Annotated in this window: 18 protein-coding genes and 1 pseudogene; 13 read left to right on the top strand and 6 right to left on the bottom strand. The window is 70.8% G+C overall.

Going from position 1 to position 19,025, the window contains the following annotated elements:
- Nucleotides 1-238: 238 nt before the first annotated feature.
- The 3 genes from ACZ6JT_RS32130 to ACZ6JT_RS32120 all read left to right on the top strand — a co-directional run bounded on the left by ACZ6JT_RS32130 (nucleotide 239) and on the right by ACZ6JT_RS32120 (nucleotide 3,055).
- Nucleotides 239-838 (top strand): hypothetical protein, encoded by a 600-nt coding sequence (locus tag ACZ6JT_RS32130; RefSeq protein WP_469215246.1) that lies wholly within the window; start codon nucleotides 239-241, stop codon nucleotides 836-838.
- An 823-nt stretch (nucleotides 839-1,661) separates the two neighbouring features.
- Nucleotides 1,662-1,898, top strand: coding sequence for a hypothetical protein (locus tag ACZ6JT_RS32125; protein ID WP_469215244.1), 237 nt, complete (start codon nucleotides 1,662-1,664; stop codon nucleotides 1,896-1,898).
- Between the two features lie 44 nt (nucleotides 1,899-1,942).
- Nucleotides 1,943-3,055 carry a hypothetical protein gene (locus ACZ6JT_RS32120; protein WP_469215242.1) on the top strand — a complete coding sequence of 371 codons (1,113 nt, stop codon included), beginning with the start codon at nucleotides 1,943-1,945 and terminating at the stop codon, nucleotides 3,053-3,055.
- 81 nt (nucleotides 3,056-3,136) lie between these two features.
- On the opposite strand, the gene ACZ6JT_RS32115 is transcribed toward ACZ6JT_RS32120, so the two are convergent.
- Complete coding sequence (locus ACZ6JT_RS32115) at nucleotides 3,137-4,540, bottom strand: right-handed parallel beta-helix repeat-containing protein (protein ID WP_469215241.1); 1,404 nt, start codon at nucleotides 4,538-4,540, stop codon at nucleotides 3,137-3,139.
- A 404-nt stretch (nucleotides 4,541-4,944) separates the two neighbouring features.
- Between ACZ6JT_RS32115 and ACZ6JT_RS32110 the strand changes: the two genes are divergently transcribed.
- Entirely contained in the window at nucleotides 4,945-5,379 is a 435-nt protein-coding gene (locus ACZ6JT_RS32110; RefSeq protein WP_469215239.1) for a hypothetical protein, read from the top strand.
- Nucleotides 5,380-5,672: 293 nt separating this feature from the next.
- Nucleotides 5,673-5,879: a hypothetical protein gene (locus tag ACZ6JT_RS32105; RefSeq protein WP_469215237.1), complete on the top strand. Its 207-nt coding sequence runs from the start codon at nucleotides 5,673-5,675 to the stop codon at nucleotides 5,877-5,879.
- Here the strand turns inward: ACZ6JT_RS32105 and ACZ6JT_RS32100 are convergent.
- Nucleotides 5,861-6,211 (bottom strand): ATP-binding protein, encoded by a 351-nt coding sequence (locus tag ACZ6JT_RS32100; protein ID WP_469215512.1) that lies wholly within the window; start codon nucleotides 6,209-6,211, stop codon nucleotides 5,861-5,863. The genes ACZ6JT_RS32105 and ACZ6JT_RS32100 overlap by 19 nt on opposite strands.
- Before the next feature lie 207 nt (nucleotides 6,212-6,418).
- Between ACZ6JT_RS32100 and ACZ6JT_RS32095 the strand changes: the two genes are divergently transcribed.
- Both ACZ6JT_RS32095 and ACZ6JT_RS32090 read left to right on the top strand, forming a co-directional pair.
- The gene (locus ACZ6JT_RS32095) at nucleotides 6,419-6,607 is read left to right on the top strand and encodes a hypothetical protein (RefSeq protein ID WP_469215235.1); all 189 of its coding nucleotides are present in this window, start codon (nucleotides 6,419-6,421) and stop codon (nucleotides 6,605-6,607) included.
- 1,015 nt (nucleotides 6,608-7,622) lie between these two features.
- Nucleotides 7,623-8,045 carry an ester cyclase gene (locus ACZ6JT_RS32090; RefSeq protein ID WP_469215233.1) on the top strand — a complete coding sequence of 141 codons (423 nt, stop codon included), beginning with the start codon at nucleotides 7,623-7,625 and terminating at the stop codon, nucleotides 8,043-8,045.
- 398 nt (nucleotides 8,046-8,443) lie between these two features.
- On the opposite strand, the gene ACZ6JT_RS32085 is transcribed toward ACZ6JT_RS32090, so the two are convergent.
- Nucleotides 8,444-9,937, bottom strand: coding sequence for a pentapeptide repeat-containing protein (locus tag ACZ6JT_RS32085; RefSeq protein WP_469215231.1), 1,494 nt, complete (start codon nucleotides 9,935-9,937; stop codon nucleotides 8,444-8,446).
- Between the two features lie 118 nt (nucleotides 9,938-10,055).
- Between ACZ6JT_RS32085 and ACZ6JT_RS32080 the strand changes: the two are divergent.
- The 4 genes and pseudogenes from ACZ6JT_RS32080 to ACZ6JT_RS32065 all read left to right on the top strand — a co-directional run bounded on the left by ACZ6JT_RS32080 (nucleotide 10,056) and on the right by ACZ6JT_RS32065 (nucleotide 13,801).
- Nucleotides 10,056-10,831, top strand: a pseudogene (locus ACZ6JT_RS32080) (Orn/Lys/Arg family decarboxylase).
- Nucleotides 10,832-11,502: 671 nt separating this feature from the next.
- Nucleotides 11,503-11,961, top strand: coding sequence for a hypothetical protein (locus ACZ6JT_RS32075; protein ID WP_469215230.1), 459 nt, complete (start codon nucleotides 11,503-11,505; stop codon nucleotides 11,959-11,961).
- 592 nt (nucleotides 11,962-12,553) lie between these two features.
- Nucleotides 12,554-13,237 carry a GNAT family N-acetyltransferase gene (locus tag ACZ6JT_RS32070; RefSeq protein WP_469215227.1) on the top strand — a complete coding sequence of 228 codons (684 nt, stop codon included), beginning with the start codon at nucleotides 12,554-12,556 and terminating at the stop codon, nucleotides 13,235-13,237.
- A gap of 285 nt (nucleotides 13,238-13,522) precedes the next feature.
- On the top strand, nucleotides 13,523-13,801 hold the full coding sequence (locus tag ACZ6JT_RS32065; protein WP_469215226.1) for a hypothetical protein: 279 nt from the start codon (nucleotides 13,523-13,525) through the stop codon (nucleotides 13,799-13,801).
- A 9-nt stretch (nucleotides 13,802-13,810) separates the two neighbouring features.
- On the opposite strand, the gene ACZ6JT_RS32060 is transcribed toward ACZ6JT_RS32065, so the two are convergent.
- Entirely contained in the window at nucleotides 13,811-15,061 is a 1,251-nt protein-coding gene (locus ACZ6JT_RS32060; protein ID WP_469215224.1) for a Vps62-related protein, read from the bottom strand.
- 406 nt (nucleotides 15,062-15,467) lie between these two features.
- Here ACZ6JT_RS32060 and ACZ6JT_RS32055 point away from each other — a divergent pair, with 406 nt between their 5' ends.
- A complete protein-coding gene (locus tag ACZ6JT_RS32055) occupies nucleotides 15,468-16,259 on the top strand; it encodes a bestrophin-like domain (protein WP_469215221.1) in 792 nt (263 codons plus the stop codon).
- 625 nt (nucleotides 16,260-16,884) lie between these two features.
- On the opposite strand, the gene ACZ6JT_RS32050 is transcribed toward ACZ6JT_RS32055, so the two are convergent.
- Both ACZ6JT_RS32050 and ACZ6JT_RS32045 read right to left on the bottom strand, forming a co-directional pair.
- Complete coding sequence (locus tag ACZ6JT_RS32050) at nucleotides 16,885-17,313, bottom strand: nucleoside deaminase (protein WP_469215219.1); 429 nt, start codon at nucleotides 17,311-17,313, stop codon at nucleotides 16,885-16,887.
- Nucleotides 17,310-18,197, bottom strand: coding sequence for a TIGR03619 family F420-dependent LLM class oxidoreductase (locus ACZ6JT_RS32045; RefSeq protein WP_469215217.1), 888 nt, complete (start codon nucleotides 18,195-18,197; stop codon nucleotides 17,310-17,312). Before ACZ6JT_RS32045 ends, ACZ6JT_RS32050 begins: the two co-directional genes overlap by 4 nt.
- A gap of 95 nt (nucleotides 18,198-18,292) precedes the next feature.
- On the opposite strand from ACZ6JT_RS32045, the gene ACZ6JT_RS32040 reads away from it, so the two are divergent.
- On the top strand, nucleotides 18,293-18,763 hold the full coding sequence (locus tag ACZ6JT_RS32040) for an Lrp/AsnC family transcriptional regulator (RefSeq protein ID WP_469215215.1): 471 nt from the start codon (nucleotides 18,293-18,295) through the stop codon (nucleotides 18,761-18,763).
- The last annotated feature ends 262 nt before the right edge of the window (nucleotides 18,764-19,025 follow it).

Raw genomic sequence — 19,025 nt, 5'->3', positions numbered from 1 at the left:
CCCGGGTCGAGTTGCGGTCGCTTCCCGGTCGGGCGTCGAAGGCCTCCGACCGGCAGCCGGGTGCCTTACGCGACCGCCGCACCTCGCCGGTGGCGACCGTACGGGTGGCAAGCGGCGACCGTCCCGGGGAGCCGCCGGGCGCGCCCGTTTGGTTCGTGACGTACGCGTCTACGAATCGCGGGCCGGTGTTCGAAGAGTGCGCCGGCGTGCCCCCGCTCCCGAAGGAGACCTCCCCACCATGCCCAGAAACCCGCGATGGCTCGTCGCCCTGGCGGCCGGAGCCGCCGTACTGAGCGCGGGCCCGGCCGCGGCGTCGGCAGCGCCGCCGGCCGCGGTCAATCCGGCCCCGTTCTCCACCGTGACCGTCGACCGCAGCACCGTGGCGCACGGCGAGAGCTTCACCGTGTCCGCGAGCCGCTTCTGGCCGAACGAGGAGGTGTACGTACGGCTGATCCCGGAGGGCCGGGCCGATGACACCCGCGCCGCGGCGGGACTCGACGGCGACGACGCGGACGGGAACGGGGGTGGCGACCCGCGCGCAGGCAGGCGCATCGTCACCCTCGCCATCCTCCTCGCCAACGCCGAGGGCGAGGTCTCCGGCACGGTCACCGTCCCCGAGCGGCGCGGCCGGCACCACCTGCGGGGCGAGTACCGCCTCGAACTCGCCGGGCACAGCTCCCAGCTGTGGCAGTCCATCCCCTTCCGGGTGATCCCGGCCGAAGGCGGCAGGCACGACGGTCCGGGCCGCGGCCCCGACAAGGACCCCCACGGCGAGCCCGACCCGAAGCACCACGAGGACGAGCCGGACGGGCCGCCCGAGCAGCGCCCCGAGGGCTGACCGCCGCCCGGCGGTGCCGGCAGCGACGGGCGCCCGGCCCGATCGGCACCATGACCCTGGGCCGGGCGCCGTATGACAGTCACTCGAAAGGGAGCAGTACGGACGCGGCAGAGCCCCCAGAGGGTATCGATGGCGCGGTCGGCTCCCCCCTTTCCCCTCCCTAGAAAGCAGGAGCTCTTTGATGCGCTCTGAACTTCCCCGGCGAGGCCGGCCGGGGCCGCTGTCCGGCCGGCGGATCCCCCGTCTGTGCGGGGCCGCCGCCGTACTCGCCGTGACGGCGGCCGGGCTGGCGGGTCCCGCGGTGTCGGCCCCGGTGCGCAGTCCCGGAACGGCGGGGTCGCAGGCCGCGCCGCAGGCGGACCCGGAGCCCAACAGGCTCTGTCCGCCGTGGGTGGACTGCGGCCCCTACCTGTCGGGCCCCTTGCCCGACGGGCCGCCGCAGCACGACGAGGACGGGCCGCCGCGGCACGACGAGGACGGGCCGCCGCGGCACGAGGGCCACAAGCGGCCGGGGCCTCCCGGTCCTCCCGGGCCGCCGGGACCCTCGGGTCCGCCCGGACCGTCCGGTCCTCCCGGGCCCTCCGGCTCCGCAGGGCCGTCCGGTCCGCCCGGACCCTCCGGCTCCGCAGGCCCGTCCGGTCCTCCCGGACCGTCGGGTCCGCCCGGGCCCTCCGGTTCCGTCGGCCCGTCCGGTCCGCCCGGGCCCAGCGGCTCCGCAGGCCCGTCCGGTCCTCCCGGGCCGTCCGGTCCGCCCGGGCCCTCCGGTTCCGTCGGCCCGTCGGGCCCTCCCGGGCCCTCCGGCTCTCCCGGCCCGGCCGGTCCCGTGTCCACCTCGGAGACCGTCGGCGACCCCATCACCCTGGTCCCCGGCGAGGAGGGCACGGTGTACGCCACCTGCCCGGCCGGCAGCACCCTCGTCAGCGGCGGTTACCTGATGAGCGGCACCATGCAGGTCCTGCTGACCTCCCGGGCGGCGACCCCCGACACCTGGACCGTCACCGCCCTGAACACCTCGACCTCGAACGGCACCGTGGCGGCCGTCGCCCAGTGCGCGCCGTGACCCCACGCCGGGCGGCCCGTCCGCCCGCCCCCGAAGGGAACTCCATGCTCAGATCGGAAAGGGTCGTCAAGGCCCTGGGGACCGGCGCGTGCCTGGCCTCCATCCTGGCACTCTCCGCACCGACCGCCTCGGCCACGACGACCGCCCTCTCGTGCGACGAGATCCAGACCGGTGTCGTGTCCTGCCTCCTGCCGGACGGCCTCTCCTCGTACGACACCGACGCCCTGCTGACGGCCGCCCAGGGCGCGACGCAGACGACGCTGACCTCGTCCACTCCCATGGTCGTCACGGCCTACGGCGGCGCGGGACGGTACGGCAGCAACGGCGGCGGTCTCTACCGCGGCGGCGACGGCGGCTACGGCGGCAAGGCACAGACCGTGACATCGGTCGCGAGCTTCCAGGCCGCGTTCGGCCAGACCCTGCACTACTACGTCGGCCAGCTCGGGGCGACCTCCGCCGGCGGCCGCGGCGGTGCCTCGACCCTGGTCTCCGGCGTGGACCTGACCACGCAGAACCCCTGCATCGCCGGCTACGGCACGTGCACCACGACCAACCTCCTCGTGGACGCCGGCGGTGGCGGCGGTGGCGGCGAGGGCAACGCCAACGGCGACGGTGGTGACGGCGGCAACGGCGGCACCGCCGTCTCGGGGCAGATCATCTCGGCCGGCTCCGCGGGCAGCAACGGCAAGGCGGCCACCGGCACCCTGACCCGTACCGGCGCGGGTGGCGCGGGCGGCAGCAACGGCGACGGCGGTGACGGCGGCCGCGGCGGTTCCGGCGTGGACCAGAAGAGCGGCACGGCCGGCATCGACGGAATCGGCGGCCTCGGCGGCCCGGTCCACACCAGCAACGGCCCCAACGCCGGAGCCAGCTGGACCAACAACTCCTCGCTCATCTTCGGCAACGCCGGACAGGGCGGCGAGGGCGAGTGGCGGACCAACCGGACCAACTACGGCAGCGGCGGCGGCGGAGGCGGCGGCTGGGGCGGCGGCGGTGGCGGTGGCGGCGGCGGTGAGGCCATCACCGGTGGCGGCGGCGGCGGTGGCGGCAGCTGGGCGACCGCGAACACCGACACGGTCGCGAGCGTCCCGGTGATCTCCAACGGCAACGCCGGTGGGAACGGCGCCGTCTACGCCACCTTCGTCGGCACCGGCTGACGGCGGCACCTGGCACGCCTCGCGGCCCTTCCCCTCTTCGAAGAGGGGAAGGGCCGCGAGTCATGGGCGGTACGGGGGAGGTCAGCCGACGCAGGACGCCACGGGCGCCGGGCTGTAGAGGCAGTTCGTCGGAGTGTTCCCGGCGATCGTGGTGTTCGTCACCGAGGTGATCGCCGTGCTCGTCCAGATGCCGCCGGGCGCGGGGGCGTCCGGTGCCACGTTGAACTGCACCGAGGCGTCGGTCAGCTCGTAGGTCCCGCCGGCGTTGTAGATACCGGCCCCCCGCGATCCGGTTCCCGAGACCTTGTTGCGGTCGATCGCAGATCCGTTCACGGTCACCATCGGCGTGTTGAACAGAGCGGCCGTGTAGATCCCGCCTCCCAGCGAGTAGCGGCCGGCGGCCAGGTTCCCTGTGACGTCAGACGCGTTCAGGAGGTTCAGCGTGCCGCCGAGCGCGCTGATGCCCGCTCCGTGACCGCCTTCCCCGATGAGTTTGTTCCCCTTCACCTTGGTGTTGTCCAACGTCAGCGCTCCGCCGAACATGAGGATGCCGCCCCCGCCGTCGTCCGCCGCCTGCACGGTGACGACGTTCCCCTCGATCGTGGAGTTTCGGAACGTCTGAGTACCGCCGAAACCGATGTACACCCCGCCGCCGAGACCCCTCCCGAGGCCGCCGGTGGTGACGCGGTTGTCGGTGATGGCGGTGCCCGTGACGCTCAGGGTGCCGTTCCCGTCGGTGTAGATGCCGCCGCCGTCGTCGAAGGCGGTGTTGTGCTTGACGCTGCCCCCGGTGACCGTGAGCGCCCCCGAGGAGTGCGCGAGGCCGCCGCCGACACGGGCCCGGTTGCTCGTGATGTGCGTGTTGACGAGGGTGACCCGCCCCTCGGAGTACAGGCCGGCCCCGGTGCTCGCGCCGCCGGTGGTGCGGTTGTCCGAGATGCGGCTGTCGGTGAGGGTCGCCGTGCTGTTGGCCCTGAACCGCGCGCCGCCGCCGAGGTTGGCCGTACCACCCTGGAAGGCGACGTTGGTCCCCGCGAAGGTGCTGTTGCCGTTGACCAGCACGGCGCCGCCACCGATGGCCGCGCCGGGCTGACCGTTCATCACCGTCAGGTCGTTGAGCGTCAGGTTGCCCGGCACCGCGGCGGACGTGCCGACCTCGAACAGGCGGAAATTGGCGGCGCTGACCCGCTTGATGGTCGCGTTGTGGCCGTTGATCGTGACGCCGGCGTTGTTGGTGATGGGAGGAAGGCCGTCGTCGGCACCCACCGTGTAGGGAGCCGTCACCTCGTACAGGCAGTACGGTTCCAGGTCGATGACGGTGTCCACGTTCAGGTTGGCGTTGTTGATCGCCGTGATCAGGGCCGCCGTGTCGCACGGCACCGCGACCGCGTGCGCGGGAACCGCGGCGGACGCGGCCGCCGCGCCGGTCAGGGCAAGGATGACAAGGGAGCTGAGCCCCCGGGGACGCGTGCTGCGCCGTCTCATCGTCGTACCTTTCGTGAAGCCGAGTGGAGCCCCCCGCTGGCCCTAGTGGTGTGATGCCAGCCCTGACGCGCGATGCCGCCAGGCTCTGCTGGCGCTCCTGCGCCGCAGGGACCCGGGGAAGGGGTAACCGTGCGGGCCGCGGTTCATGCCCCCCACCGCGGCCGCGCCGAGGTCTGTCACACGTCCGGACCCAGCCGACGACCCGGACGGCGGCGCGGCGGGTGCTTGCCGCAGATCATTGGCTGTCTCCCACGCTCGCGCGGCGCTGGACGTCCCGGGGCAGGCCGGCGCCCGGGCCTCAGCCCGCGGGGGAGCCGGATCCGGGGCGGGTGATCGTCAGGCCGGCTCGGGTATCGACCGAGGCCGTGTCAGGCCGTGAGATCGGTACGCTTAGAGTGCTTCGCATGGACATGCGGAGAATCGTCGCGGTGCTGGCCGAGGAAGCTGAGCAGCAGATCGTCGACCAGGTGTGGGAGCTGGGGTCGAGCGAGTGCGCACTGGCTCGTGAGGTCGAGGCCGGCCTGCGTGACGTCGTTGGTCCGCCGGACGTCCAGGAGGCGCTGCCGGCGATCAAGCGGCTCGAACATCTGCGGGAAACGCTCGCTGTCCTGGCGATCTCCCTCGCGCGTACTCACGGCCGCATGGCCTGGTTCCTTTCCGGTGCCCTGAACGCGCTCGAACCGGTCCTGCGCTGGCGTGCCCTGCCTGCTGACCGCGGTGGCACCTTCGGCACTGTCCTGGCGAGCGCTGAGGAGTACGTGGAGGCGGAGGATGCCGTCCGCCGACTCCAGGACGTCCTTGCGCGGATCGGCCGCCTGACCGGTACGGCCGGTTCTTGAAGGGGCGAGAGGCAGACCATCGCTCCGAGGGCGCACAAGTCGGGCCACACCATCAGGCTCCCGTCCGTCTGGCCGTGGCCGAGGACCGGTAGAAGGAGGTCCTACCTGCACGCGTACGGTCCCTCGTCGGGCTGACCCGGGGTTGGATGCGGCCGCGCTACCCGCTTCGCTGAGCACGGTGGCGTAGGGCTGACTCGGGTATGCGGTGTCCGGCGGGACGGGGCTGTGTTGCCGGGGCAGGGCATGGAGACGCAGATGGAGCGGCTGCCCCACGGCATGCGGCCCCGGTCGCGGTGCCCTACGTCCGGTGCGCCGTGTGCGGCGCGCTCGGCGAACTGGTCCTGGACGGCGGCCGGCTGGACCTGGCGCCGGCCCGTGCCGGGACCCACGTCCGCGAGACGCACCCCGGCGCGAGCGTCCCCGACTCGCTCCGGGTCGTGCCGGACGTCGCCTTCCCGCCGTCGCGCGCCTCGCGCGCAAGTCACGGGCGGGAACTGTAGGCGGAGAGGGCGGCGGTGATCGTCTTGCCGCTGCGCCGGAAGCGGATGAACACGGTGGGGGCGAGGGCTTTGACCACGTGCCATCCGAAGTGGCCGGGGCCGTCGGGTGACCGCGGCCGCCGGTGGGGCTGGCGCAAGGAGCGATCGGACACCTCGATGACGATCTGACCGGCCCGCCGCTGGATGTCGAAGCCGGTCACGCCGCCCGCGTGCCGGATCGCGTTGGCGACGAGTTCACTCACGACCGTCAGCACGTCCGTCACCAGCACCGCGGGTGCGCCGCAGTCGGCCAGCACACGCCGGGCTTTCTCCCTGGCCTGCCCGCAGCTCATTCCGGCCGGGAGTCCCGGACTGCTCGATTGGGGTCCCATGTGGGGCGCCTGCCCCAGCCACCGCAAGAGATTCCGGTCCGACGCCCTCGGGGTCGAGCGGTGTGTTCGATGGCCGCGGATGTCGAACAGGACCAGGGCGCGGGTGTTGCGCAGGCGGATGAGGGCGTTGAGGAAGCCTGAGTCGGCGAACGCCAGCGCCGGACGTCGATGACCAGCAGACCTGCCGAGGCCGGCGCGGCGTCACAGGCCTCGATCAGCAACCCGATGGTGTCCAGGTCGAACTCGCCGGAGCAGACGACCACGCGCACGCCGTCGGCCTCGGCCCTGACCGTCACCCTGGGCGCCTTCACCCTGCCTCCCGGCATCCGCTCGCAGCTCTTGCCCCCCGGACCGTAGGGGGACGCACCACCGGGCCGGTACAGGCGCATGAGGCGGGCGGCCTCCCGCGCAGCCGCCCCCAGCGCCCCGCCTCGTCAGCGGGGACCCTGCGGGCTCGGGGCGGTCTCGTGCCCCGACAGCGGGGCCGGACTGAGGTAGCAGGCGCGGCACACGGGCCAGGGCCGGCGGCGCGGATCAGCAGGACGGCTTCCGCAGCGGACGGGCACGCCGGTGGCCCGCCGCCGGCTGATGTGCCGTACAAGAGGTCGCATCAGACGCAGCCGCCCGTGCCGGGTACGCACCGACGCGGCCGTCACCTCACCCAGGACGCCGAGCATCGCCCCTGCCGAACGCGAGGCCCCGCCCGCACGCCGGCCCGCCCCCGCCAAGCGAAGGCGCGGGTCTGCCGTGGCGAGCGCGAACGCGATCGACTGCCCCAGCACCGTCACCGACCACCAGCACATCCGCCACAGTCAGACCCGCATCCCTGCCCTTCCCAGGCATCCGACACGAGGGGCGCGGCGCTGGCCGACACTGGAGCAGCCGTACTGGTGGAGTACGGCATCGGCTCATCGGGGAGATCCTGCTGAACGCCGAAGTGCGTTGGACGGGGCGAGCTTCTACCCCCTGGACGACCCGACGACCTTTGACGATCGTTCGGAGAGAACCTTCGCGGCGGACGGGGTCGACTACCGGTAGGCCGTCCGGGGGAGTGGCGGGGGTCGTGGCGGCGCCGCCCGCTTCCGTCTGTCCGGCACCGGTCTGGACGGTCAGGAGCTCCTGACGCGCCCGTACGAGGAGAGGCGCGCACTCTTGACGGACACCGAGGGCTGAGGTTCGGCGACAAGTGCGGTCTACCGGCCGGGTTGGCCACCGCTCGCTGCCCTCGCGGCTCTCTTCCTGGGCGCGAACGTGGTCTGTCCGGGCTAGGTCCGCGGTGGCTCGGCGCGCCGAGAGCGTGATCCGGCGAGGAGGCGGGTGACGATGCGCGGAGCCGCTTCGGCGATGTCCAGGAACACGCAGAGAGGTCCTCGTGTCCACTGAGGAGAACAAGAGGCTGGTCCGCCGTTTCTACCGCGAGATCGACGAAGGCAACCTCGACGCCATGGACGAACTGGTGGCCGAGGAGTATGTCGACCACTCGCCCCCGCCGTTTCCCGGGCTCGCACAGGGGCGTGAGGGACTGAAGCAGGCGTTCAGGCTGTTCTGGGAGGCCACCCCGGGAACGCACGAAGTCGAGGACCAGATCGCGGAGGGCAACAAGGTTGCGACCCGGCTGACGGCCCGCGGGGTACACCGGGGAGACCTCCCGGGCATCCCGGCCACCGGCGCGCAGCTGACGATGACGGGCACCGTGATCCACCGCATCGAGAACGGCAGGCTCGCGGAGAAGTGGTCGGACAAGGACGTCCTCGGCTTCCTCCAACAGCTGGGCGTCGTCCCCGACTTGCGTTAGCGCTGTGAGCCGCGCCGTGCACCGGCCCCTGACTGTCCAGGCACGTGTCCCGCCGTGACAGGCGTCGGCCGGCACGCGGAGTCGAGCGAGATCACCTTGAACTGACCTGCTGGCACAGCCCCCTGGGTCCAGGGCATGCATCCCGGGCATGGTGCGCACCGTCGAGACGGCCGACGACGGAGACCTGTGCCACGCCGTGTACACGTGCACGGAAGCGACTGGTGCCCTTCACCACCTGATGCGGCGCTCCCCGGCCGATCCGGGGCACCCTCGGGGGCGGGCTGGAGGCCTGAGTGCGGGGGCGAGCCGACCCTCCGGCGGGTCCGGCGACCCACCCCCCACTCCGCAGCTGACCACCGGCCGGCACGACGAGGCCCCGGGCGAGCCCTTGACGGCTCTCAGCCTCGTTTGATGCGGCCCCGGACAGCCAGGACGCCCAGGGCCAGCAGCACCGGCTCGAAGGCGCGGGAGGCCATCTCGATGTAGGTGCCCCGTGTAGTGAGGTTTTGGCCACTGGAGCGGAAGACAACGGAGTTTGCGAGGACTTGGACCGCTTGGTCAAGGCGTTTGGCTGTGAAACGGCTGGCTAGTGGTGAGCTGAGACGTGGGTCGGGTTTGTCGAGGATGAGGGACTCCTTGCCTGCGATCGTGACGTGCTTGATCTCTTGTTTCGGTGCTTGGTCGGGCAATCCGAAGCCCATGAGGAGCAGGAGCGTCACGGTCATGGCCGCGACGAGCCAGGCCAGTGCCCGGGAAGCCCGCAGGCCGTAGCCGGAGACGGCCCAGTACAGGGCTAGCAGGACGCGCTCGGAGCGGGGGCGGAGCCGGTCGTGGCGGCGCATCTCCATTTCCCCGTAGTAGAAGTCGGCTGCGTCGGGTTCGTTCTTGGCGTCTTCGAAGGATTTGCGCAGATGCCGGTAGATCGGTGCCAGAGCGTGCGGGGTGAGGGCGCGGATGCCTGCGGCCGGTGGGGTCCAGCCGGGGAAGCCTTGGGCGGCGCGCCAGTGGTGCTCCTCGGCAAGAGTATGGCGGTTGGTCCACCAGATCAGCCGTCCTCGGTGGGGTCGCAGGCCGGATGGCGCGGGTGCGAAGGTGCAGTGGCCTTCCAGGCGGATCTGGTCGAGGTGGACGGTCGCGCTGAAGGCGCAGCGGGTGAGGTCCGCGTCGATGAGAACGAGGTGAGAGGCATCCAGGCCGCTCACAGAGGTGACCTGGAGGGTTTCAGGCCGGGCGGGGAGCAGCGTTTCTGCAAGGGGAATCGCTCGCTGGCGGCCCACGAACGGCTTGGGGTGGAAGGCAACCTTCAGGGGTCCGCCTGTGACCGCGTCGGTCAGGTCGAGGGTGGCGTGGCGAAGACGCAGTGTCGCCGCGGATGCCCAGTGGGTCTGGCGGCAGGCCACGGCCGTCGCGGAGGCTTCCACAAGGGCGGGGACGAGGAAGGATGCCCTGGACAGATTCACCTCTTTGGCGCAGGCCATCGGGCCGAGCTGCACGTCGGTGTCGAAGGTTGCGAAGTCGAAACGGACGTCCTCGTAAAAGGTGGCGCCGTCGAACCAGGCTCCCGCAGTGAAGGACGTCTCCGCGAACCAGGCTTCATCGCGGAAGGTGCAGCGGGCGAACCACGCGCGGCCGCGGACTGTGGAGTGGTCGAACCAGGCCGGTCCATTGAAGTTCGTGTCGCTGAACATGGCTGTGCTGTGGAAAGACGCCTCGGCGAACCAGGCCCTGTCCTCGAAGACCGCATCGAGGAAGAGTGCCTCGCCCTCGAAGACGGCTTTGTCGAAGCGGGCCGCGCCAGTGAAGCGCGCCTTGTCGAAGGATGCGGTACAGGCGAAGGTAGCCCTGTCGAAGAGGACGGCCCCGAAGCGGACCCGGCCGTGCTCGTCGCGCACGGCGTCCGTCAGGGAACGCAGAAGGCCTTCGGAGATGAGCGTGCCCCGGAGATCCACATCCGATCCGGGGCCGAGGCCATCGAGATAGGCATCCCGTCGCTGTCCCTCCTCATGCCGAATGCAGCTGTCACCACCGGTCAAACGGATGCCCAGGCACCCCAGAGGATCGGTGTCCGTAGCCCCGAACCCGCAGCAGTCCCATGCTGGTTGTGAATACATGCGGAGATCAGATCATCCCGCCCCCGCACTACCCCTCACCGCCCTCCCCAAGCACCGGTCGGGCTTGCATCCGCCACAACGAAGGGATGCCCGGGGCCGGCCGCGGCCAGGTGCTCGCCGACCTTCCAGGACACCTCCGAGCGCAGCACGCCGTAGCCGAAGTACTCGTTTTGGCCGGCCGCGGGCGGACAAACGCGAATTGTTCCAGCAGCGCCGCTGCCCGCCCGTACGCGTAAAGCTCGTCGGTCTCGCCAAGGGCTGTTCACCCGCGGCCAGGTGCCGGCCTCATCATGGACGCGTGTGGTGGCTGTTACACGATCTGCCGACCCTGATACTGAGCCGACGTTTTGTGTCCACGCGGCCCGAACCTGTCGTCCCGCCCCAGACCTGCTACCAGCAGCTGATCCGCGGAGGGACCGAACGCCTTCCCCTCGCCGCAGCCGCAGGCAGGGTGGCCGCCGCCATGGTCACCCTGACCCCGCCGGGGATCCCCGTCCTGATGCCTGGGGAAGCACTCGGAACCCCGACGGGCCTGTCCTGCGCTACCTGGGAGCATTGGAGGCATTCGACCGCGCCTTCCCCGGCTTCCACAGCGAAGCACACGGTGTCACCATCGATCCCCGCACCGGCGACTACCTCTTCGAATGCGTACGCCCGAACAGGCAAGCCTCGTAAGCACCCGCCTCCCACGTTCTCAGGTGCGCGGGGCTCAGCCAGGCGGCTGAGCCCGCACCGGGCTGGTGGGGGCCGACGTAACACGGTGATGCTGTTCAGCCCAGTCCCGGGCCACGGGCTGTGACCACAGGGGTCCGCCGGCACCACGGTCTTGCGGTTCGGGCATCTTGTGGTCCTCGTTCTCCGGGACCGGACACCCCCGCCGGCCCGGGCGGCCGGCTGCTCTTGCAGACCCGGCGCGGCTCTCTGGTCCAAGACCGATTCCCCCACATGGTCGCGGCCGCCGAGCAACTGCTGGACAGCCTGGTCACGTTGGCGAGCTCGTCGTCTGGGACACCGCAGCCGGCCGGTTGTCCTTCGAAGCCCTCCAACGCCGGGCCGCCGCCCGCAGCCGCACCGCCACCGCGCTCGCCGAAATCGTAGGGCCGCCGCTGCTCGGTCGGGCCGTCCTGGACCGTGACGGCCCCGACCGTGCTTGGCCTGGAGCCTGTCGAACAGCTCCCGCAGCGGAGCGAGGGCCCAAGTCGCCGTGCAAGGGGGCGAGATGGCCACGGGCGGAGGGGACGAGTTCAGGCTTTGATCAACTTGTGTTTTGATGGCATGTGAAATATCACATGTCATGCACGCCATCCGGGAATCCCTGGACGGTGCTTCACCTCAGGAGGACCACCATGAACCGCTTAGCTCTGCTCGCCGCCGGCACCGCAGGTCTGTCCGTTTTCGCGGTCACCCCGGCCAGCGCCACCGCGCAGTCGGCCGACACCGTCGCGACCGTCACCTCCTGCGGCCACTCGGGTCTCCAGGCAGGCCTGTCCACGCGGGTGTGCGCCGCGGTCACCGGTAACACCGTCGAGTTCTACGGCACGGTCGGCTTCGCCGGCCCGCCCTCCCAGGGCAGCCCGGCGCCCACCCCGAAGGAACTGATCACGACCCTCTCCGCAGAGGTCGTCGGCAGCGGCGCCGCGCCCAGCACCCAGACCAAGTCGGTCATCTTCACCACGTCGAACCTCGAGGTGCACGGCCTGGTCACCACCGTCCCGTGCGGCTCGACCATCCGCGGCACCTTCGGCGCGGCCTCGTTCCCCCGCCCGGCCAACCCAGTGGTCCACGAGGTCACCATCACCTGCTGAGTGCGTGACGCGTACTCGACCCCGCGGCGCTGCCGCAGGGTCGAGTACGTCGTCCCACGCACGACCCCGTCAGGCGCCGGGCCGGGTTGCCGTCCAGCCGTGTTCGAGCAGTCCGAAGGCGCGGGTGACGGCTCCCCGGGTGCTGCCGGTGGCGTTTGCCCTGTACGACGCGGGGGCCTCCCACCCCGGCCGGCCCCGTCGACGACGGAAGCGACGCCCCGCCCACCGCACCCTGTTCGCCTGCCGCCCGGCTGCGGCTGACAAATTAGGGCTGGGCCGCGCCGTGGTTCGCCGAGCCGGTCGCCGATGACCCGCCGGTGCCCGGTCTTTGGCGGCGCACCAGCTCACGGCAGGCACCGAACGGGACGATCGCCGCACGGCCAAGGACCCCTACTCCGTCGATCGGAGCGATCCGGGTGCCGCCGTCCGGTTCCGGCGCCCGCCGCCATCCCTGTGATCAGGAATAGGAACCGGCTCTGGAGCCAGCACCAGCCCGGGCGGGCGCAGCCCCCGCAGACGGGCCCGGAAGCCGTGGCGGCCGGTAGAGGATCATTCGCCCGTCCACCGGTTGAGGTCATGCTCTAATCGCCGGATGGCGAAGATCGAATCAGAGCTGATACGACGTTGGCTGACCGGCTGGACCGTGGCTCGCGACCTGCCCGAGGCCGAGCCGATCGAGTTCGCCGGGGACGGCCTGCGGTCCGACTGCGACCAACCCGGCCGCCAGGTCGAAGTGTTCGCGCTGCGCGCGGACGAGGAGCCCGCGTCCCTGGCACGGCTGGCGGCAGCCGTCGCCGCCGCCAGGCAGACCACCTGGCTCACCGTCCCCACGCTGCGTCCAGGCACCGTCGAAGCCGTCGTCGGCGCCGCCGGACTCGAGTTGCTCCACCGGTCCGAGTGGTTCATGACGACCGACCTGACCGAGCACCCGCAGCACGCGCCCACCGCGCCGTACGAGCGCGAGGTCCGTACGGAGGGGCCAGTCACGGTCGTCTCCCTCCATGACTCCTCCGGAGAGGTGGCGGCGCGCGGCACCATCGCCGTGGTTGGCGCCGATGCGATCGCCGATCGCATCGAGACGGCCGCGGCGCACCGGCGACGCGGCCTGGGCCGCGCCCTGATGAGCGCTCTGGCGGAGGCCGCCGCGGCCAAGGGCGCCCGTACCGGTCTTCTCATCGCCAGTGAGGAAGGGCAGCGTCTCTACTCCTCCCTCGGCTGGCGCCACGAAGCCGACGTCCTGATCGCCCGGGGACCGGGAGTTCCCTCCGACCGGTAGGACTGCTTTCGCTGGCCGATCCGCCCTTGCGGACGGGTGAAAGTCACCCCTGGGGGGAATCCGGGAGGCGGCCCCGGACAGCGCAGGCCGCCACCCGATGGTGGCGGACTGCCTGGGGCGTTTGGTGCGTGATGTGTTCGACGAGGGTCAGGCTGCGGGCTGGCTGCGGGTGCCGATCGCGGCGTAGCGGTGGGCGACGGCTCGTCGGCGGCCCGCTCGAAGGGCCGGGTGGGTGCCTCTTCGGCTCTGACGGACACCATGGTTGCCGATGGTGGGGCCGCCCGCGTGCTGGTACGAGCCACTGTCATCCAGACGACGACCCTGCGGGTCAACGGCGTCGACGAGGGGTGGGAGGAGCGGCGGGCCAAGCGGTTCGTGTTCAACGTCTCGGGCGGGGCGGTGAAGCTGGAGAGCGAATCCGACGACCGGCCTCCCGCCCACCCGTCAGCGGGGATCCTGCGGGCCTGCGGCGTGATGCCCGTTCCCACGGCCGGGAGGGGGCGCGCCGGCGCCGGCTTGCCGCGGCCGACGACCTGCGGCCGCGGCGGTGTCGTACAGGCCTGAGGGAGCGGGTTAGTCGGGGAACTCGTCGAAGTGGGTGCTGTCTCCGTGGAAGGTGAGGGGGGTGCCGACGTGGGTGCCGTCCTGGCGGGTGACCTGGATGGTGTGGTCGCCGACCCACATGGCGGCCGCCTTGTTCGGGGGCACCGTCAGGTTGTGGGTCACCGACTTGTGTTCGAGGTTCTTGGTGGCGGTGCTGCGGGAGTAGCCCAGCGCCAGGCTGTAGGTGGTGGTGACCGAGGCACTGGCGACGCCTGAGCTGACGCCTACCTGTGAGCTGACGGAGATGCCGACTTCAGCGCTGAAGGTGTCGCTCCTCTCCTTCTCCACGCCGACCGTCACCGTTTCCGAGATGGACTGCGAGGCGCTGGTGGTGTTGTTGGAGAACCGGTGCATGTACCACGAGGCCCGCCGTTCGATCCGGTAGAACGGGGAGTTGGCGAGCTTCCACGACGCCGACTTGTCGTCGTCCTTCACGGCCATGAACGGCACCCACACCACGTTGACCGTCGTCTCCGGCGTCCGGTCGGCCGGCCGCATCCTGCCGGTCAGCTTCGGGAACCCGTCCGGATGCGGCTTCTCCTCCACCGGCATCTCGACGCACAGCACCCGCCGCTCCGGCGCCCCCCGAGAGGGCTCGTCCCAGCTGGATGCCGCGGTGAAGGTGTTCGGCGCGACCAGCGCCCGGTGGCCGCCGTCGCGTCCGTCCTGGTAGGCGGGCGGCACCTGGTTCGCCCACACGCTGAAGTAGTCCTTGGCGCCGGTGCCCTTGTCCTCGTAGATCCACTTCAGGTCCGCCGTGTGCGTGAGGTCCTCCCGCACGCACATCACCTCCGTCAGCGCGGGCTTGTCGTAGGTGTTCTCCGACATGACGCACCCCAGCGCGACGTAGCCGCCGGGTGCGACCGGCCGCCAGCAGGCGCCGTAGTGCTTGCCGCCGCTGCCCACGTCCTTCCACACGACGGTGTAGTCCTCGGGGTGTGCCAGCGGAGGCTTCTTGCCCTCACTCGCCTTGGCCGGACCGTTCTTCACGCACAGCGAGACAATGTGTTCCTTGACCTTGGTGTTGGGGGTCTTGGGGTTCAGGTTCTCCGATCCCCACGCCGGCAGCGCGACCGTCCCGAGTGCGTGGAAGCCCTGCGGGGGCTTGGGGTGCCAGAAGCTCACCCAGTGCTTGCCGCCCGTGTCCTCGTCGTCCCATCGCCAGCTGTACTGGTCGGTGAAGGCCAGCTCCAGCTCGCCGAAAACCATCGATTTTTCCACGAAGTCTCCTTTGGCCAGGTGCAAGGAATTTCCTTGATCCAATTTGGCCACGGGCATCCCGGGCACGCGGACGGCCTTCACTCCTCCGGCGGGGCGCACCCCCAAGCGCTCGGGAGCACGGCGGGCGCAACGACCACGGCCGGGCTGACCTGGGGTTGTGGTGCCGGCAGGACGTGCGCACGGCCCGGCCCCCTGACGAAGCCCCGAGTCAGCGAGCCGGCTCAGCGAGCCGGCTCAGCCCGCGCCGATACGGCGGCGTGCATGAGTGAGACCCGGGCCCGGGCGGCGCGAGCGCTCCGGTACGCAGGTGCACGCTTCACTCGGGGGTGTGAAGATCTGCGCGTATACCCGAGACGGGCCGCGAACCACCATGTCCCGGAATTCGGCAGCCCTAGAATCCACGCACATGTCGCTCTGGCTGCTCAACCACTTCAGCACCTTCACACTGGCCCTGGTCGCGGTCGGCGGAACCGTTGTCCTGGCTGTCGCCGGCAGTGTGCTGCTGCGCCGCAGACACCCGTCGCTGGCCGGCGGCGAGCACAACGACATGGTCGGCGTCACCCTGGGGATGTTCGGCGCCATCTACGGGATCATCCTGGCCTTCGTGATCGTCACCTTGTGGACGCAGATGGAGGAAGCCCAGACCATCGTCGCCAACGAGGCCACCAGCGCAGCGCTCATCAGCCGCGACGCCGCAGCGTTCCCCCAACCGGTGCGCGCCCGTGTCGATTCGGCCATGAGCGGTTACGTCCATGCCGTCGTCGAAGACCAATGGCCCCGCATGAGGGAGGGGAAGCCCAGCTACGGAGCCACGGAAACCCACCTGCAGGAGGCGTTCCGAACGCTCCAGACGTACGTCCCGCAAACACAGGCAGAGCAGGTCTTCTACGAACAGGCCGCCGACCACCTCAACGACATCGCCTCACAACGCCGCGCCCGCATCACCATGGCACACCGAGAACTCCCGCCGCTGCTGCAGGCATTGGCCTTCGGCGGTGCGCTGGTCCTCATCCCACTCACATTCCTCTACGGTCTGCGCAAGCTCCAGGTCCAGATCCTGTTCGTCGCCTCCGTGGCCGCTCTCGTCGGTTTCAGCCTGCTCCTGGTCTTCGTCCTCGACCGCCCCTTCGCCGGTGACCTCAGCGTCAGCCCCGCCGCCTATCGAGAAGGAGCCCTCGCCCAGTACTGGACCCCGTGAACGGCCGTCACGGCAGGATTCCGGGCGGACAGCGGGCCTTGACCGGGAGGGTTACCCGGACTCCCTCCAGCCGCACGCCCGTGTCGTTGCCCAGACCGGTGACCGCAGCAGCTCGCTGAGCCGTACGAGGCTGCCGGCAGTGCCGGCAGGATTCGTGAGGATCTCGATGTCGGCGAATCGGCGAAGTCCAGGCGGCAGCCCGAGGCATGGACGCCGTGAGAGGTCAGGTTCCAGTCCTCGCCCTCGAGGTCGACGGCCGCGGCCGCGATCGCTCTACCAGCCCGACTCAGGGCGTAGAACACCAGCAAGGGACGGGTCTGCGGGCCCCCACCTCGGCGGCCTTGAACATCTGCTGCGCCTGCTCCAAGCCGTGGCGTACGTCTTGGCCCGCGCCCCCCTGCTCGCTCTACCCGGGCGGCCGGAACGACTGGCCCGCAGTCTCTCCCACGCTCAAAAGGATCCATCCGCATGACACGGTGGGACGCTGTCCAACAGCCGGTGTCGTCGGAAGGCGTTCTCACGGCCGGCCGAATCGACCAGTGACCTGGGACAGCGAAGAAGGGCGGTCTGCCATCGAAGTTCGGGTGCGTTCCGCCGGCAACGGGTTCCGCCCTGGGGCCGGCGGTCAGCGGTAGTAGGGCTCGACCGCGGCCCGTACCTCGTCGAGCAGCGCGGGGCCGTCCTGCGGCACGGGCGGTCGGCCGCTGCCCGGCCTGATGTCCAGGAGCTGTTCGTTGGACAGGGCGAACACCACTCGCCGCAGCCCCGCCCATTGGATGACGGCCTCGCACATCCCGCACGGCTCGCAGCTGGTGTACATCGTGGTGCTTGCCGCCGTCCGCGCGTCGAGTTCTCTCGCGGCCCACCTCGCCAATTTCAGTTCCGGGTGTGCGGTGACGTCGTTGTCGGTGAGCGTGGTGTTGTGCTCCTCGGCCAGGATCGTCCCGTCCGGTCCTGCCAGCAGAGATCCAAAGGGCGGGTTGCCGCTCGCGCGTGCCTTGGCTGCGAGCGAGATGGCCTGTCGCAGGAGGGTGTGGTCGTCGGCTGTGGTCATGACTGCTCCATCGTGGCGCGGGGCGGGGTGCCGGTTGGGGTGCCGGTTGGGGGGAGGTGCGTGGCCACGACGGCGAGGGCCTGCCAGGCCGCCTGCGGGTCACATGTCGCGCGGGGGTCGCCCTGGTAGGTGTCGAGGACGACGGACGTGGCCCCCATCAGCCGCAGTTGGTCGAGGTCGTCCATGACCTGGTCGAGGGTGCCCTCGCCGGCGAGCCGTCCCGCTCCGTCGACCGGTTTCTCGGTGAGGCGCAGGGCGATGCGGGGAGCCAGGGCGGGCCTGGGCAAGTGCTGCTCGTCCGCGTACGTCGCCAGCCTGCCTGCGGCTTCGCGCAGCCACGGCACGGTGGGGCGCAGCGGATGCCACGCGTCTCCGAGTCGTACGGCCCGGCGCAGCCCCGCGTCGCTGTTGCCGCCGACCCACACCGGGATCCGGCGCTTTCCGTAGGAGGCGGTGTCCTTCCAGGCGTTCCGGATGTCCCGCAGGTGGTTGTTGGTCAGCTGTCCGCGCTGTGCGAACGGGATGCCGAGGGCCGCGAACTCCTGCCGCGCCCAGCCCACTCCCACGCCGAGGACCAGCCGGCCGCCGCTCAGCTCATTGAGATTGGCGGCCATTCGGGCGGTGAGCAGCGGGTGCCGGTAGGGAGCGATGAGGACCGTCGTGCCGAGCCGGATACGGGTGGTGAGGCCGACCAGCCAGGACAAGGTGGTGAAGGGCTCGTAGAAGGGTGCCGGATAGCGCTCGGCGACATCCGGCGTGATGGCTATGTGGTCCGAGATCATCAGTAGGTCGAAGCCCAGGTCCTCCACGGTCCGGGCCCAGCTTCGCAGCACTCCGGGGTCAGTGCCCGGGCCGAAATTGGGTACGTTCACTCCGATCTTCATAGGGGCCAACCCTAGGCAGGACGTATGGGTCGTCAGAAGGGATTCCCGCCTGTTCAGAGGCGGTTCAGCCGTGGATCCGCCGGTAGAATGGGCGTATGACCGAGAGTCTCGACGCGACGGACTGGGCGATCCTGACGGAAGTGCAACGGGACGGCCGGATCCCCTTCACCGAGCTGGCACGGCGGGTGAACCTGAGCGCGTCGGCCACCAAGGAGCGGGTGCGCCGGCTCGAAGAGGCCGCGGTGATCACGGGATACCGTGCGGAGGTGAACCCGGAGCGGACCGGCTACCCGGTGATGGCGGTGGTCCGGCTCAAGTACCCGGGGCCGGGAACCCGGCACGAGCCGCTGCGTCGGCTGCTGGAGGACCGTCCGGAGATCCTGGAGTGCCTGCGCACCACCGGAGACGACTGCTACGTCATGAAGGTGGCGGCCACGTCGATGGCCCACCTGGAGGAGATCGTCGACGAGCTGGCCGAGTTCGGGAGCACCACCACCAACCTCGTCCTCAGCCGGACGCTTCCGTTGCGCGGCCCCGGGGTGCCTCGGGTGAACACCGTCGAGTAGGCGCGGACGCCACTCCATCGCCGCGGCCCGGCCTACCGCCCAGCAGCGGCTACCGCACCAAGCGCCCGGGAAGACCCTCCACGTCCCCCACCTGACGAAATCCCCCCGGCCCAACTGCGCTGTCACAAACCAGCGTTAGTGCAAGCTGCGTGGCAAACGGTCAAGGACCGCTGTCGCAGCCTGTGTTGCACCGCCCGTCCGGTGCTGGAAGCCAGGACGAAGGCCCCGGGGGTCACGACGTCCCGGGGCCTCCACTTCGCTG

This window comes from Streptomyces sp. NPDC046308 (genome assembly GCF_055588065.1).
The sequence above is the reverse complement of the archived record's forward strand: the minus strand, read 5'-3'. Positions and strand labels throughout refer to the sequence as shown.

Excerpts from the sequence above, each read along its gene's own strand:
- ACZ6JT_RS32040 (WP_469215215.1), top strand. The coding sequence starts at position 18,293 with ATGACCGAGAGTCTCGACGCGACGGACTGGGCGATCCTGACGGAAGTG.
- ACZ6JT_RS32100 (WP_469215512.1), bottom strand. The coding sequence starts at position 6,211 with ATGAGCTGCGGGCAGGCCAGGGAGAAAGCCCGGCGTGTGCTGGCCGAC.
- ACZ6JT_RS32075 (WP_469215230.1), top strand. The coding sequence starts at position 11,503 with ATGAACCGCTTAGCTCTGCTCGCCGCCGGCACCGCAGGTCTGTCCGTT.
- ACZ6JT_RS32095 (WP_469215235.1), top strand. The coding sequence starts at position 6,419 with ATGACCAGCAGACCTGCCGAGGCCGGCGCGGCGTCACAGGCCTCGATC.
- ACZ6JT_RS32110 (WP_469215239.1), top strand. The coding sequence starts at position 4,945 with ATGGACATGCGGAGAATCGTCGCGGTGCTGGCCGAGGAAGCTGAGCAG.
- ACZ6JT_RS32120 (WP_469215242.1), top strand. The coding sequence starts at position 1,943 with ATGCTCAGATCGGAAAGGGTCGTCAAGGCCCTGGGGACCGGCGCGTGC.
- ACZ6JT_RS32070 (WP_469215227.1), top strand. The coding sequence starts at position 12,554 with ATGGCGAAGATCGAATCAGAGCTGATACGACGTTGGCTGACCGGCTGG.
- ACZ6JT_RS32055 (WP_469215221.1), top strand. The coding sequence starts at position 15,468 with ATGTCGCTCTGGCTGCTCAACCACTTCAGCACCTTCACACTGGCCCTG.
- ACZ6JT_RS32045 (WP_469215217.1), bottom strand. The coding sequence starts at position 18,197 with ATGAAGATCGGAGTGAACGTACCCAATTTCGGCCCGGGCACTGACCCC.
- ACZ6JT_RS32050 (WP_469215219.1), bottom strand. The coding sequence starts at position 17,313 with ATGACCACAGCCGACGACCACACCCTCCTGCGACAGGCCATCTCGCTC.
- ACZ6JT_RS32130 (WP_469215246.1), top strand. The coding sequence starts at position 239 with ATGCCCAGAAACCCGCGATGGCTCGTCGCCCTGGCGGCCGGAGCCGCC.
- ACZ6JT_RS32115 (WP_469215241.1), bottom strand. The coding sequence starts at position 4,540 with ATGAGACGGCGCAGCACGCGTCCCCGGGGGCTCAGCTCCCTTGTCATC.